This window comes from Paraburkholderia terricola, from assembly GCF_003330825.1.
Lineage (GTDB): Bacteria > Pseudomonadota > Gammaproteobacteria > Burkholderiales > Burkholderiaceae > Paraburkholderia > Paraburkholderia terricola.
The window spans coordinates 522,464-537,084 of the sequence record NZ_CP024942.1 but is presented as its reverse complement, the minus strand read 5'-3'; the positions used below and the strand labels follow the sequence as shown (position 1 = coordinate 537,084).

Here is a 14,621-nt window from a genome sequence, read left to right as displayed (position 1 = left end):
GACTGAGCATTATTGTTGTTTTCCTGACAGTGGCGGCTGCACTACCTCCACTTTGGGTAGAGATTTGAAGGTTGTTTGTAATCTAGTCGTCTAACTGGAGGCCCTGGTCGCTAGCGTCGCTATCAAGAAGGCGGCGTGCTTCGTTTGATGAGCGTGCTGGACAGACTTCCAGCGTTGTGCGTTGGTGCAATTCATCAGCGGAGCGACGGCTCAGCAGGTCATTGCCGACGCGTGTTCTCGTCCGCGTGGCGGCGGCGTGCCAGCGCCACGGCGGCCAGCCCCGAAGCGGCTGCGAGCAGCACCGAAGTCCACGGGTGCCGCTTGACGTAGCGGTCGGCCGCGGCCGCCTTGCGACCGGCTTCGAGCAGCGCTACCGCGGCGACACGGATGGCCTGTTCCTCGGCGAGGGCAACGCTGCGGCTGAGCTTGGCCGCAGCCGTGGTCACACTCGCCGAACCTTGCTTGCGCGGTCGCACGCGTAAACCCGAGCCTGCCGATGCGTCGGCAAGCGCCCTGGCGCTCGACGTGCGGACTGTCCGCGCCGCGCCATCGGCGGCGGCCGCCTCGCCCGTTCGTGGCGCCGCATCATCCGCGGATACCGTCGACGCCGCCAGCACCGAAGCGAGCTTCGCGCGGCTGCCGGGCGGCGTGTTGTCCTGCATGCCCCAGCCTCCGCGCGGATCGTGCATGCGCCCGCGCGCCGCCGAGAACTCCGCGCCGAGCAGGAGCACGGCGGCCGAGAAATACAGCCACATGAGCAGCACGGCGAGCGAACCGGCCGCGCCGAACGAACTGGTGATGCCGGCGTGCGCGAGATACAGCGCGAACAGCTTCTTGCCGGCCGAAAACAGCACGGCCGCGACGATTCCGCCGACCAAGGCATCGCGCCAGCGCACGTGCGCGTCCGGCAGAAATTTGAGCAGGCCGGCGAAGGCGAACGCCAGCACCACCAGACCGACGCTGAGTTGCAGCAGATTGCCGATCACCACATAAGGCGAGTCGCCCCACAGCCACTTGCCAACGAACGTGATGACCGTATCGAGCACCAGCGACACGATCAGCAGAAACGCGACGCCGAGCACCAGCCCGAACGAGATGAGCCGCACGCGCACCAGCGCGACGAGGCTCGACCAGCGCGGTCCGGTATACGGCCACACCACATTGAGCGCGCTATTGAGCGACGAGAACGTGGCCGACGCGCCAATCGCCAGCATCGTGAACGAGATGATCGCCGCGACGCCGCCCGCGCTGCCGCTGTGATGCGCGTTCTCGACGATGGTCTGGACGCCCGCGGCGGCCTGGTCGCCGAGCAGGCCGTGAATGTGATCGAACAGTTCGCCGCGCGCGGCTTCGGCGCCGAAGAACCAGCCGGCCACCGCGATTACCATGACCAGCGTCGGCGCGAGCGAGAAGGCCGCGTAGAACGCGATGCTGGCGGCCATCGCGGCGCAGCGATTTTCGGAGAACTGCCTGAAGGCGCCGATTGCCCAGTTGGCCTGCTTGCGTGCCACGAGTTGCAGGTGCTCCGCGGAAAGCGTGTCGATATCCATGATCGTCGTTCTCGATGAGTCCGTCCTCGCGGCGGATGCGGCGTGCTCGCGTGGTGAACTCACCTCGGCGCGGCGTTCGCATCCTGCCTTTCGCAAGCCTTATGCCTGTGACTATAACAAGCGCCGTCAGCGGGACGTGCCGTTAGAATGCCGGGAATCCTTGCTCCCTCTGATCACCATGCACTCGCACGAACTCGTACAGCAACTCGACATCATTGCCGCGGAGAACCTTGGCGCGCATTTGCCGGCGCACGTCGTCGCCCAGTTGCCGGCACGCGGTGTGACCGTCTTCGCCGTCAGCGACGACGCCTCCGACACCGCCGAATTCAGCGCACGCTATGGCTTCGGCCTGGAGGACTGCGCGAACACGATCGTGATCCGTTACAGGAAGGAGGGCGCCGAACACTACGCGGCGTTGGTCTCGCTGGGTTCGCTGCGTCTGGACATCAACGGCGCGGTGAAGACGGCGCTCGGCGCGCAGCGGCTTTCGTTCGCCAAACGCGAGGCCGCGGTGGAGCATAGCGGGATGGAGTTTGGCGGCATTACGGCTTTCGGCTTGCCGGACGACTGGCGCATCCTGGTCGATGCCGCGGTGATGGAGCGCTCGCAGATCGTGATGGGCGCGGGCGTGCGCGCCGCCAAACTGCTGCTCGCACCCGAGGTGTTGCGGCAGTGGCCCCGCTGCGAAGTCGCCTCGCTGACGGTGGCGCCCGAGTAAGGTCACTCGAGCTTGTCACGCAAGCTCGCCGCGTAGATCGCTCACGCGCCGGCGAAATAGCCTTCGAGAATATCCGCCACGCGCCATAGCGAGCATGGCCGCCGGCAGTGGCCGTCGAAACCGCCTTGTTTCAGCGAGCCGATCGGATCGAGCGGCCAGAGGTTGCTCATGGCGAGCAGCAGTAAGTCGGCGTTCGATGGGTCGGCGCGCACCGCGCGCGTGAACTGGTAGTCCGAGGCGGAGTCGAGCCGCGTATCGAGCAGGATCGCATGCGGCTTCCACCGGTTCATGAAGGATTTCACCTTCGGCAGGTCGGCGGCGTAGATCGCCTCGTAACCCTTTAGCGACAGCAGCAGCACCAGCGATTCGCCGATCGCCTTGTCGCGATGCGCGACCAGCACGCGGCGCGATAGCGTCGGCTGTACCGCGCTGCGGCGCTTCCAGATTGCAAACTCGGTTTCATCGTCAAGCGAGACCCGTCTTGTCACAATGGACTCCCCGGAAGACCGCGCACCGAAACGTCCAATGTAGTGAAAACAAAAGTCCGTGGGGAGTCTTATCGCGATCTTTCTCGACTATTACGTTTGGTCAGCGTTCGCATAACAGCTACGCGAACTCGATACCGGCCCGGGTCAGCAAGTGCCGGTTGCGAGCGGAGAGATTCTTCATACGGAGTTGCTTGCCGGCTTTTCGATAGCGTTCGTAGAGACCTTGCAAGGCCGCCAGCGCGGAATGATCCGCAAGCAGCAACTGACTGCAATCGATCGTGACGTGGCCGGGATCGCCGGCCGGGTCGAAAAGCTCGTGAAAGCGCGTGGTCGATGCGAAAAACAGCGTGCCGCGCGGCAGGTAGACCTTGTCGCCGGTGTGATCCTCGACATGCGCGTGAATTTCGCGGGCATGCTGCCATGCGAAGCTGAGCGCGGCGATCACGATGCCGCACAACACGGCGATCGCGAGGTCGGTGAACACCGTGATGATCGTGACCGCGACGATCACCAGCGCGTCGTTGCGCGGCACCTTGCCGAGCACCCGCAGCGAACCCCACGCGAAGGTTTGCTGCGCGACCACGAACATCACGCCGACCAGCGCCGCCAGCGGAATCCGCTCGATCAGCGGCGACAGAAACAGGATATACATCAGGATCATCACGCCGCTGACGATGCCCGATAGCCGCGAGCGGCCGCCCGAGTTCAGATTGATCATCGTCTGCCCGATCATCGCGCAACCGCCCATGCCGCCGAACAGACCCGAGGCGATATTCGCCGCGCCCAGCGCGAGACATTCGCGGTTCGGCTGCCCGCGCGTTTCGGTGATCTCGTCCGTCAGATTGAAGGTGAGCAGCGTTTCCAGCAGACCGACGGTCGCCATCAGCACCGCGTAGGGCAGCACCACCTGCAAGGTGTTCAGATCGAGCGGCACGTCCGGCATGCGCAGGCTCGGCAGGCTGCCGGCAACGTGCGCCATGTCGCCGAGCGTGCGCGTGGGCAGATGCAGCCACTGCGTGAAGAGTCCCACGCCGACGATCGCCACCAGCGCGGGCGGCGCGGCGCGTGTGAGCCGCGGCAGCAGATAGACGATCAGCATCGTGAGCGCGACGAGACCGCACATCGTCAGCAACGCGCCGCCGTGCAGCCAGGGTTCGCCTTGCGGCGTGCGCTGCCTGAAGTGCGCGAGCTGCGCCATTGCGATGACGATCGCGAGCCCGTTGACGAAACCCAGCATCACCGGATGCGGAACCATGCGGATCAGCTTGCCGAGCCGCAACGCGCCGAACAGCACCATCAGGATGCCGCTGAGGATCACGGTGGCGAGCAGATATTGCGCGCCATGCTGCACGACGAGCGCCACGATGACCACCGCCATCGACCCGGCCGCGCCGGAAATCATGCCCGGCCGCCCGCCGAACAGCGCGGTGAGCGTGCAGATGAAGAAGGCGCCGTAGAGGCCCATCAACGGATTGAGGTGGGCGACCAGCGCGAAGGCGATGCATTCGGGCACCAGCGCGAACGACGAGGTCAGACCGGCGAGCACATTGCTCCGGATGCCGGGAAGGTTGGCGAGCCAACTTCGAGTGGGACTAGCGGTGTTCATCTTCAACGATACGGGAAGCGGGCGCAGAAACGGCGTGGCGATGCACGCGGCCCGACATGGGATGGCTGCCTCGGCCTGAGACGACGATGGCCGGGCAAGCGTGCGAAAGGCGCGGATTTTACAGCAGTGCGGCCCTTGCGGCCGTGAAGGCGGGCGACGCCTGGTGAGAGGCGGGCAAGCCCGCCGCCTGAAACGCCACGCGGCCGCTGAGACGGCCGCGCGGCAATGAGCGTATTCGCTCAGATCATCAGACGTGAAATCTTGGTGCCTTCGAGCGACACGCCCGCCATCAAGCCCGCGTTGGTGAGCACGAAAGCTTCGACCGGGCTGGTGGCGGTGGAGGTGTCGACCGCGCCGTTCGCGCCCACGTTCAGCACGGCGACCGTGGCATCCGCGCCTGCGGCCCAGCCCTGGCTGCCGAGGAATTTATCGAGCGCTTCCTGCGTCATGAACAGGAAGATCAGCGCCTTCGACTGCGCGCCGATCTGCAAGCCGAACGAGCCCGCCACCGTGCTGTAGTAGCCGGCCGTGCGGCCGCCCACGCGCAACGCGCCTTCGCCGTACTGGCCGCCGACCCAGAAGCCCGCCGAGATGACGGAGGGAAACACCAGCACGCCGCGCGCCTTGGCGACGAGTTCACGCGAGCCATTGACGTTCGTATAGAGGCGCGAAAGCGTGGAGTCGACACCCGCATTGATCGTGTCGCGCTTGCTCGCATTCACCGCCGACGACGAACTGGACGATGGCGAGGTGGTGGTGCAGCCGGCGAGGCCAAGGCCGGCGGTGGCGAGAGCCGCGCTGGTGGTCATGATGAATTGTCGTCTGCGCATGATTGTTCTCCGGGTGCGTTCGTGTTCGTTATAGGAAGTTCGGCGTTGCTGTCCGCGCTAGGCCGCGCGCGAGCGCGCCGGGCCAAACGTGTGACGCGTTAACCGGGCAGCAGTTCCCGTGCCCGGCGCGCGGCATGACCTCGCGGCATGCGCTCAACGCCCCGCGCGGCGGCGAAAACCCCACCATCCGGCGAGCGCGGTGAAGCTCACCACCATCAGCACCATGACCCAGAAGCCGTGCCGGTTTTCCGCGAGCGGAATGCCGCCGACGTTCATGCCGAACAGCCCGGCAATGATGTTGATCGGCAACGCGAGCACCGTCACGAGCGTCAGCGTGAAGAGCGTGCGATTGCTTTGCTCGGTGAGCCGCGCGGCGATCTCTTCCTGCAGCAGCTTGATGCGCTCGGCAAGACCGGACAGGTCGCCGAGCACCAGCGAGAATTCTTCCGTCGAGTCTCGCAGACTCTGCACGTCCCGCTGCGAGAGCCAGATGGGCGGCCTCACCAGCAGCCGGAAGATCGAACCGGGCTCGGGCGCCAGCAGTCGTTGCAGGCGCACGAGCACGCGCCGCATCGCGCCCAGGTCGCGACGGTTGTCGAAGGTTCTGCGGGAGAGAAACTGATCCTCGAGCCGGTCCACCTCGGTACTGCTTCGGCGCACGATCGTGACGAGCAGATCGGCCTGGTCGCGCAACAGGTGAATCAGCAATTCGGCCGGCGTTTCGAAGATTTCGCCTTCGCGCACCGATGCGCGCAGGCGGTCGACGGAACGCAGTTGCTTCAGCCGCGCCGTGATCATGATCCGCTCATGGGTGTAAACCCATAGCGTGGCGATGTCGGACGGCGTTTGCTCGAAATCGAACATCACGTCGTTGACCACGGCGAGCAACGCGCCATGTTGATGTTCGATCCGCGTCGAGTGCGAGCCTTCGCGCAATGCCTCGAAAAAGGTCTCGGGCAGGTCGAGATGCGCGCGCATCCACTTTTCGCTGGACACGTGCGCGAGATTGAAATGCAGCCAGAGAAATTGGCCGTCGCCCCTGGACGGTTGCGGCACGGGTTGATTCCTGTCGTCGTCAGCGACGCCGGCGTGCTCGCGCGCATTGTCGGCGAGCCATTGGGCGGCGCCGTCCGTGTCGATCGATACGCCGGGCTCGCCCGCTGAAAAACGGAAGCCGCACACGAGGCCCGAGCGATCCGCACCATAAGTGACAGGCGCAACATTCAGGTTCATAAGCCGTTCGAGAAGAGCGTTCCACAGCCGCGCATTCTGACACATCATATTGAGCTGGTGTCCGCCGCACGGGCCTCGAGAGGATGGCGGCGGACACGCCGGTGTCACGATCGCGGTGTAGGGCGCTCGTCCCTTCGGCCTTTGCCTTTAGCGCACGGCTGGCTGAATGTTCTGGTTGTGACGGAACAGGTTGTGCGGATCGTAGCGGCCTTTCACGGCGACGAGGCGCTCGTAGTTCGGGCCATACGCATCGGCCACCCGGCCGCCTTCTTCCTGCGTCATGAAGTTGACGTAGACGCTGCCCAACGCGAACGGCGCGGCGGCGTCGAAGAACGCGCGCGCCCAGCCGATGCAGCGCTCGTCATCGCTTGCGTCGTCCCAACGGCCATGCACGTTCATCGCATACTGCGTGTCGCGGCTCGAGTAGGCGGTGGCCTCGACCGGCACGCGGCTGGTCTGCGCGCCGATCTGACCGAAAAAGATCTCGCATTGCGGCGACGGCAACGTGTCGATCGCAGCGAGCAGCGCATCGATCAACCCGTCTTCTATGACGCCGATATTGTGCGACTTCCAGTAATTGCGCGCGCCCGGCGTGAGCAGTGGATCGAACGCCTGTTGCCACATCGCGTAGGGCATTGGTCCCAGATGTTCGCCGACGGGTGTGCCGAAGCCTCGCACGAACTCGACGGCGAGCGGTCCGTTGTCGACCGGGCCGGAGTAGCACATGGCGAATACGATCACCGGCTTGCCGTGCGCTTCGGGCGGCAGAAACGGTAGCGGCGGCGCGAGCCGCAGCACCGCCCATACGCTCAGATCCTCGGGCATGTCGGCCGCCGCCGCGCGGTATTGAGCGAGGGCGTCCCTCGCCTGATCGAGCGGCAGCACGACGAGGCCGCCGTATACCAGCGGGCCGACCGGATGCAGCGCGAATTCGAAGAGCGTGACGACGCCGAAATTGCCGCCGCCGCCGCGAATCGCCCAGAACAGATCTTCGTGCGAATCGGCGCTTGCGTGGAGCAGCTCGCCGTCGGCGGTGACGATGTCCGCGGATAGCAGATTGTCCACCGTCATGCCGTATTTGCGGCTGAGCCAGCCGAAGCCGCCGCCGAGCGTCAAGCCCGCCACGCCCGTGGTCGAGTTGATGCCGAGCGGCGTGGCGAGGCCGAACGCCTGCGCCTCATGATCGAAGTCGGCGAGCGTCGCGCCCGGTTCGACGTAGGCGCGTCGCGCCGCCGGATCGATACGCACGGATTTCATCGGCGACAGGTCGATCACCAGGCCGTCGTCGCACAACGCGCTGCCGGCGATGTTGTGGCCGCCGCCGCGCATCGCGAGCGGCAGGTCGTTGTCGCGCGCGAAGGCGACGCCGCGGCGCACGTCCGCGACGCCCGCGCAACGCAGGATCATCGCGGGGCGTTTGTCGATCATTGCATTCCAGATGCTGCGGGCTTCGTCGAAGCCCGCGTCGTCGGGCAGCAGCAGTTCGCCGCGCACGGCCGTTTTCAGTTCGTCGATGGCGCTACTGGACACCTGAGCCATGGCACACCTCGTGAGATAGTGGAAGACGCTCCCGGCGCACTATTCAGCCGATCAAATCAAAAACGAATATGCGTTGGGCAATTTGGTCTGTTTCAGTAAACGGGCCGGCATCCTTAAGTCAAACATAGGTTTACCCGCGCTTTGCGCCGCCGCTGTGCGAAGCTCATGCAGCAAGCGTCCGCGGGGCGCGCGGTCACTGCAGCGTGTACCGGTGGCGTGGATGATGGGAATGCTTCGGAAAAAAAGCGGCGAGGCGAACTCATCGGGCATGCCGCCTGGCAATGACGTGTCCGCGTTTTCATTGGCTCGGTGTTTCTCGTGCGTTGGCGAAGTCCAACGATAGATGGCGCGATAACAGTGTGGAACGCTCTGGTGTCGGCTGTCTGTGGGATTGCTCTCACTCGCGCTATCGCAATCCACCTGCTGTGTTCGGATAAGTACTTATCGAAGCGATCCGACTAGCCATAGCCCACTTATTTTCCTGTACGTGTCGGCACTCGCGGTGCGAGATCCGTTGCAGCGATTCGATTCATTCGGCGACGCAAAAGCCGGAAGTAAAGGTAATGGCTCGGATTGCGTATGCAGCAGAACGTATAGCGGAATCCGCGAATCCGGCAATTGACGATTGCCGACATTCCCATTGCGAAATTAATGGAAACGCCTCGGCGGTATCGCATTGCGTGGGCTAACGCACCGTCACTCGATGACGCTCCGCATAACTTTAGCCTCCATCAGGCCCTGATGCGTGCGTTAGCGGTTTTGTTCGCGCATCGCTAGTCGTTTCTCTCGGATCACCTCGAATCGGAACGGGATTTTCCGCGAGAAAGAAGATGCCGGATGCGATGCGTTCCGCTGTAACGCGAGGCAATGCCGACTGGGCTTTGAAGTTTCATTTTGCACAGTGAGCTGAGATTCACTCGTTATCCAGTCCGGTCTTTCGATAAAAAAATGGGGAGCATGAAATGAAAAAGCAAAACGGGGACGCGCGGGCGTTGGGGACGCGCAAGGCGGTATTGGCGGCTGCCGTGAGTCTGTATGCGGCGATGGCGGGCGCTGAAACTAATCCTGCATTATTTGCCGCACCGCCGGTCAGTCCGGCGGAGATGATCGTCGCGCAAGCATTGCCAATCGATTGCCCGATGTTCGACACGCCAGGTTGTAAGCAGGAAGCCGATAGCTTGTCGACGTCTGTCGGAATCGGCGTGGCTGCCGCCGCGGCTGAGGGTCCGGGTTCAGCGGAGGCCGGAGGGGCTCCGGGCAGTGATGGAAGTGGGACCGCGTCGGCAGGCTTGGGAGCGGGCGGCGCGCGAGGAGGCGCGAACTCGGGGGCGGCAGGAGTCGGTGCGGGGAGTCCGGGTAGTGGGGGGCAAGGAGGCGTGGCTGCGGGTGGTGGGGGCGGCGGTGGTGCGGGTGCGGGCGATGGGGGAACAGGAAGTGGTGGGGTTGGGGGTGGTGGGGTTGGGGGTGGTGGGACTGGGAGTGGTGGGAGTGGGGGTGGTGGGACTGGGAGTGGCGGGACTGGAAGTGGCGGGACGGGGAGTGGCGGGACTGGAAGTGGCGGGACTGGGACTGGTGGGACTGGGAGTGGCGGGACTGGGAGTGGCGGGACTGGGAGTGGTGGGACTGGAAGTGGCGGGACTGGAAGTGGCGGGACTGGAAGTGGCGGGACTGGAAGTGGTGGCACTGGGAGTGGTGGGACTGGAAGTGGTGGGACTGGGAGTGGCGGGACTGGGAGTGGTGGCACTGGCAGTGGAGGAACAGGTAGCGGAGGGGATGGCGGCAGCGGTCATGGCGGCAGCGGTCATGGTGGTGGCGGTCATGGCGGCGGTGGCCAAGGTGGTGGCCAAGGCGGTGGTGGCCAAGGCGGCGGCGGTCATGGCGGTGGTGGTCATGGCGGCGGTGGCCAAGGTGGTGGTGGTCAAGGTGGTGGTGGCCAAGGCGGTGGTGGCCAAGGTGGTGGTGGTCAAGGTGGTGGTGGCCAAGGCGGTGGTGGCCAAGGCGGCGGCGGTCATGGCGGCGGTGGCCAAGGTGGTGGTGGTCAAGGTGGCGGCGGTCATGGCGGTGGTGGTCATGGCGGTGGTAGTCATGGCGGGGGTGGCCAAGGTGGTGGTGGTCAAGGCGGCGGTGGCCAAGGTGGTGGAGGTCAAGGCGGTGGTGGTCAAGGCGGCGGCGGTCATGGCGGTGGTGGTCAAGGCGGCGGTGGCCAAGGTGGCGGTGGCCAAGGTGGTGGCGGTCATGGCGGTGGTGGCCAAGGCGGTGGTGGCCAAGGCGGTGGTGGCCAAGGCGGCGGAGGCCAAGGTGGTGGCGGTCAAGGCGGCGGCGGTCAAGGCGGCGGCGGTCAAGGCGGCGGTGGCCAAGGCGGCGGTGGCCAAGGCGGCGGTGGCCAAGGCGGCGGTCATGGCAGCGCTGGCCAAGGCGGTGGCAGTCAAGGCGGTGGCAGTCAAGGTAGCGGTGGCCAAGGCGGTGGTGGCCAGGGCAGCAGCGGTCAAGGCGGCGGTGGTCACGCCGGTGGCCAAGGCGGCAGCGGTCAAGGCAACGGCGGTCAAGGCCAAGGCGGTGGCTTCGGCCGTGGCGGCGGCTTCGGCGGCGGCGTCGGCGGCGGTGGCCGCGGCCACTAACGCGGCGCCCGCAAAAATGCGGACAGGCTTCGGGCGGCCGGGCAACCGGCCTCCCGTTCCGACGTCGGGCCCAAGCGCACACCTGCCGGGCCGCTCACAGCAAACGAGCCGACAGCAACAAATCAGACACACGCACCACAACGCAGCGCCGGATCGAAGATCGCGCAAACGGTGTCGGGTTTTTGGGCCGCGTAATGACCACGCGGCTCGCGTTCATGCGTTTGCGCGCAGTACGAATGCGCCGGGCGTCGAGTTCCTGCAACAGCACTTCCGCATCGGCCTGATCGAGCAGCGGATTGCCGCTATCGTGATTGCGGAAGATCTCATGGAAAAGACCCCTCGACGCCTGCAATTGCCGCGCGCTTTTCTGCTGTGCGGGATGCTCCCGAAACACCCGCCCCGAACGCGCGCAATCGCGCGAAAGCGCCGCATCGAGAGTTCGGACGAGTCGACGCTGGTGGATGTCTTCTGGACCCGCGGACCCGGTACCCTGGCACTAACGCGCGCCACGGTGTCCGTGTTTAAATGCCGAGGCTTCGCTCGCCGCTCTCGAAAGCTGACAGTCAGAAGCGGGCGCATACGCAATGGTCCATTCATAACGGAGTTCGCGTTGAATAACAAACAGGCATCGTTGCCGCAAACGTCGTTGCGAATCGCGGCGGCCCAGGCTCAACCCGTTTCGGGCGACGTCACCGCCAACATCGCAAGAACGGTCGAACTGACCCGCCTCGCCGCCGATCACGGCGCGAAGCTGGTGGTATTCCCCGAGAAATTCCTGAGCGGATATGAGCCCGACCTGATTGCCGGCGATCCAACGAACTATGCATTCGATGCACACGATGCCCGGCTCGAACCGATTCGCAAGGTGTGCCGTCAGCGGGAGATTGCCGTCGTCGTCGGCGCGGCCACGCGCGGCGCGGACGGGCTTCGTATTTCCTCGCTGGTGTTCAACCGTCGCGGCGAGCAGATCGAGCCTTATCACAAGCAATACCTCTACCGTAGCGAGACGGAAATCTACCGGCCGGGCACGCACGGCGGCATGCTCGAACTCGACGGCTGGCGCCTCGCACTCGGCGTGTGCTACGACTCCGGCTTTCCGGAACATGCCCGGCTTGCCGCGCTCAACGGCGCGCACGCTTACCTGGTGAGCGCGCTCTTTAGCGTCAAGAGCGGTTATCACCAGTCACGCATCTGGTTTCCGGCGCGTGCCTTCGACAACACCGTGTACGTGCTCATGTCGAATCACGTCGGCACGACCGGCGGCTGGTCGACGTGCGGTTCGAGCGCGATCTGGAGCCCGTACGGCGATGTGCTGACCGAGGCGGGCCGCGAGCGCGACGAAGTCATCACCGCGCTACTCGATCCGGCCGTGCTGACCGACGTTCGTGCGCGCGAGACGGTACTGGCCGACTTCAACGCGCGAGGCGATGCGATGGCGGGCGACTACGTGGTGCAGAGCCTCGATTGATCGCGCCGACAGCTTGCGTCGATTACCGCGCCAACGCGCCAACGCGCCAACGCGCCAACGAGCCCAACGAGCCCAACGAGCCCAACGAGCCCAACGAGCCCAACGAGCCCAACGAGCCCAACGAGCCCAACGCGCCCAACGCGCCCAACGCGCCAACAAGCCCAACAAGCCCAACAAGCCCAACAAGCCCAACAAGCCCAACAAGCCCAACAAGCCCAACAAGCCCAACAAGCCCAACAAGCCCAACAAGCCCAACAAGCCCAACAAGCCCAACAAGCCCAACAAGCCCAACAAGCCCAACAAGCCCAACAAGCCCAACAAGCCCAACAAGCCCAACGAGCCCAACAAGCCCAACAAGCCCAACAAGCCCAACAAGCCCAACAAGCCCAACGAGCCCAACGAGCCCAACGCGGCGACCAAACCGCACCGAGTCAATCCGGCCACACAACGCCGAGCGCGGCCAGCGCCATTGCGACGGTCGCGGTCCACCCCATCCAGCGCAACCAGCCGGTCACCGCGAATTGCCCCATCACCTTGCTGCTGCCCGCCATCAACATCACCAGGGCCATGATCGGCACGGCCGCGATTCCGTTGATCACCGCGCTCCAGTACAACGCCTTGATCGGATCGAGATGCATGAACGTGAGCGCGATGCCGCCGAGAATCGCCAAGGCGATCACGCCGTAGAACTGTTTCGCCAGATTCACCTGCAAAGCGAGGCTGTTCTTCCATCGCATCGTGCCCGCTGCCGCGTAGGCGGCGGACCCCGCGAGTACCGGCAAAGCCAGCAGACCCGTGCCGATGATCCCGACACTGAATAGCGCGAAGGCCAGATCGCCGGCGATCGGCTTGAGCGCAGTGGCGGCGTCGGCGGTCGTTTTCACCTCGACGTGATGCACGTTCAGCGTGGCGGCCGCCGCCAGCATGATGAAGAACGCCACGCCATTCGAAACGGCCATGCCGACCCATGTGTCCAGGTTGATCCGCTTCAGTTGCACCGACGCCTGCATCGGCGCGCGCAATAGCGGACGCTGTGCGGGCTCCGAGCGAATCTCCTCGACTTCCTGCGAGGCCTGCCAGAAGAACAGGTAAGGGCTGATCGTGGTGCCGAGTACCGCGATCACGGTGGTGAGATAGTCGCCGGACCATTGGATCGGCGGCTTGACGATGCTCAGGCCGACCGTCTTCCAGTCGATCGGAATCACGAAAACGATCGCGACGTAGGCGAACAGCACGAGCGTCAGCCACTTCAGAATGCCGGAGTAACGCTCGTACGAAATGAAGACCTGCATCAACAAGGACACCGTGCCGAACAACGCGACATACAGTTGAACCGGCCCGCCTATCACCAGTGTCGCGGCTGCTGCCATTGCCGCGAGGTCGGCGGCGATGTTGATGATGTTCGCGGTCAGCAGGATCAGTACCGCGAGATATAACAGCGGGGCAGGGTAGTGGCGGCGCAGGTTCGTGGCGAGCCCACTGCCCGTCACGCGTCCCATCCTCGCGCAGACCAACTGGATCGACGCCATGAGCGGGTAGGTGATCAGCAGCGTCCATAACAACCCGTAGCCGAATTGCGCGCCGGCTTGCGAGTAGGTGCCGATGCCGCTGGGGTCGTCGTCCGCGGCGCCGGTGATGAGGCCCGGGCCGAGCCGCCTCATCCACGAACGCTCGGCGCGGTCCTCGACGACGAGTTCCGGTTCCATGTTGTCAGTGGTCATGTGTTATCCGCACGTGAAGAGAGCCGTCCCGAACGCCGTATGAATCGCATGCGAGCGAGTCAGCATTCTTCGTGCCACTTCCGCGGCGTTCAATTGCAACGGGATGTGTGATTGCTTGCGTCGCCGCGCGGCGCTGGGCAACATGTCATCCGCTACAATGACCCGCACTTTCCACCTGGAGACTCGCTTTGAAATTCGCCTTGAAATCTGTCGGTGCCCTGGTTGCCGCGGCTGTTCTTTCTTCCACGGCAATGGCCGCTGCTCCCACCACCGAGAAATTGCCTTCCGGCGTGGTCGTCGAACATCTCACGCAGGGCACGGGCGCGCAGCCGGCCGCCGACTCGGTCGTGAAGGTCAGCTACCGTGGCACGCTCGCCAACGGCACCGAGTTCGACAGCTCCGCGAAGCACGGCGGCCCCGCAACGTTTCCGCTCAATCGCGTGATTCCGTGCTGGACGCAAGGCGTGCAGAAGATGAAGGTCGGCGGCAAGGCCAAGCTGACCTGCCCGGCGGCGACCGCTTACGGTGAACGCGGCGTCGGTCCGATTCCGCCGAACAGCGATCTGACTTTCGAAGTCGAACTGGTCGGCATCGAAAAGTAAAAGCGCGCAACGCGCAAGGAACAAGCCCCGCTGTGAAGATCGCAGCGGGGCTTTTTGTTGGAAAAGACCGTCTGGGCGTTTTGATCCGGCAAGCGCGAAAAGCGTCGACAATACCGTTTTGCATGACGTTTCGCATGACGAATGCCTGCAAGAAAGAAAACGTGATCAAGCAAACGGACCGTGCAAGAAGATAAACGCCGGTCATTCAATGTCCGTTTGTCGCGAGTCTTCTCGTTCATGCGAGAGAA

The 14,621-nt window shown here is 64.5% G+C and carries 10 protein-coding genes and 1 pseudogene; 3 read left to right on the top strand and 8 right to left on the bottom strand.

Annotation, left to right across the window (positions count from 1 at the left end; genetic code table 11):
* Window positions 1-218: 218 nt before the first annotated feature.
* Window positions 219-1,550, bottom strand: coding sequence for a YihY/virulence factor BrkB family protein (locus tag CUJ90_RS20920; RefSeq protein WP_073432482.1), 1,332 nt, complete (start codon window positions 1,548-1,550; stop codon window positions 219-221).
* Between the two features lie 178 nt (window positions 1,551-1,728).
* On the opposite strand from CUJ90_RS20920, the gene CUJ90_RS20915 reads away from it, so the two are divergent.
* Window positions 1,729-2,268 (top strand): YbaK/EbsC family protein, encoded by a 540-nt coding sequence (locus CUJ90_RS20915; RefSeq protein ID WP_073432496.1) that lies wholly within the window; start codon window positions 1,729-1,731, stop codon window positions 2,266-2,268.
* Between the two features lie 41 nt (window positions 2,269-2,309).
* On the opposite strand, the gene CUJ90_RS20910 is transcribed toward CUJ90_RS20915, so the two are convergent.
* From CUJ90_RS20910 to CUJ90_RS20870, 6 genes and pseudogenes are all read right to left on the bottom strand, one after another.
* Complete coding sequence (locus tag CUJ90_RS20910) at window positions 2,310-2,756, bottom strand: response regulator transcription factor (RefSeq protein ID WP_073432481.1); 447 nt, start codon at window positions 2,754-2,756, stop codon at window positions 2,310-2,312.
* Window positions 2,757-2,874: 118 nt separating this feature from the next.
* Window positions 2,875-4,362, bottom strand: a complete 1,488-nt coding sequence (locus tag CUJ90_RS20905) for a SulP family inorganic anion transporter (protein ID WP_073432480.1) — start codon at window positions 4,360-4,362, stop codon at window positions 2,875-2,877.
* A gap of 239 nt (window positions 4,363-4,601) precedes the next feature.
* Window positions 4,602-5,192, bottom strand: a complete 591-nt coding sequence (locus CUJ90_RS20900; protein WP_073432479.1) for a BPSL1445 family SYLF domain-containing lipoprotein — start codon at window positions 5,190-5,192, stop codon at window positions 4,602-4,604.
* Between the two features lie 153 nt (window positions 5,193-5,345).
* Window positions 5,346-6,425, bottom strand: a complete 1,080-nt coding sequence (locus CUJ90_RS20895; protein ID WP_073432478.1) for a transporter — start codon at window positions 6,423-6,425, stop codon at window positions 5,346-5,348.
* 147 nt (window positions 6,426-6,572) lie between these two features.
* Window positions 6,573-7,964 (bottom strand): FAD-binding oxidoreductase, encoded by a 1,392-nt coding sequence (locus CUJ90_RS20890; RefSeq protein ID WP_114163841.1) that lies wholly within the window; start codon window positions 7,962-7,964, stop codon window positions 6,573-6,575.
* Between the two features lie 2,781 nt (window positions 7,965-10,745).
* A pseudogene (locus tag CUJ90_RS20870) lies at window positions 10,746-11,038 on the bottom strand (DNA ligase-associated DEXH box helicase); the annotation flags it as partial.
* Window position 11,039: 1 nt separating this feature from the next.
* On the opposite strand from CUJ90_RS20870, the gene CUJ90_RS20865 reads away from it, so the two are divergent.
* Complete coding sequence (locus tag CUJ90_RS20865; RefSeq protein ID WP_235005004.1) at window positions 11,040-12,050, top strand: carbon-nitrogen hydrolase family protein; 1,011 nt, start codon at window positions 11,040-11,042, stop codon at window positions 12,048-12,050.
* A gap of 431 nt (window positions 12,051-12,481) precedes the next feature.
* Here the strand turns inward: CUJ90_RS20865 and CUJ90_RS20855 are convergent, their stop codons facing one another.
* Window positions 12,482-13,771, bottom strand: coding sequence for an NRAMP family divalent metal transporter (locus CUJ90_RS20855; RefSeq protein ID WP_073430219.1), 1,290 nt, complete (start codon window positions 13,769-13,771; stop codon window positions 12,482-12,484).
* Window positions 13,772-14,022: 251 nt separating this feature from the next.
* Here CUJ90_RS20855 and CUJ90_RS20850 point away from each other — a divergent pair, with 251 nt between their 5' ends.
* Window positions 14,023-14,373, top strand: a complete 351-nt coding sequence (locus tag CUJ90_RS20850) for an FKBP-type peptidyl-prolyl cis-trans isomerase (RefSeq protein ID WP_176035791.1) — start codon at window positions 14,023-14,025, stop codon at window positions 14,371-14,373.
* Window positions 14,374-14,621 lie beyond the last annotated feature (248 nt).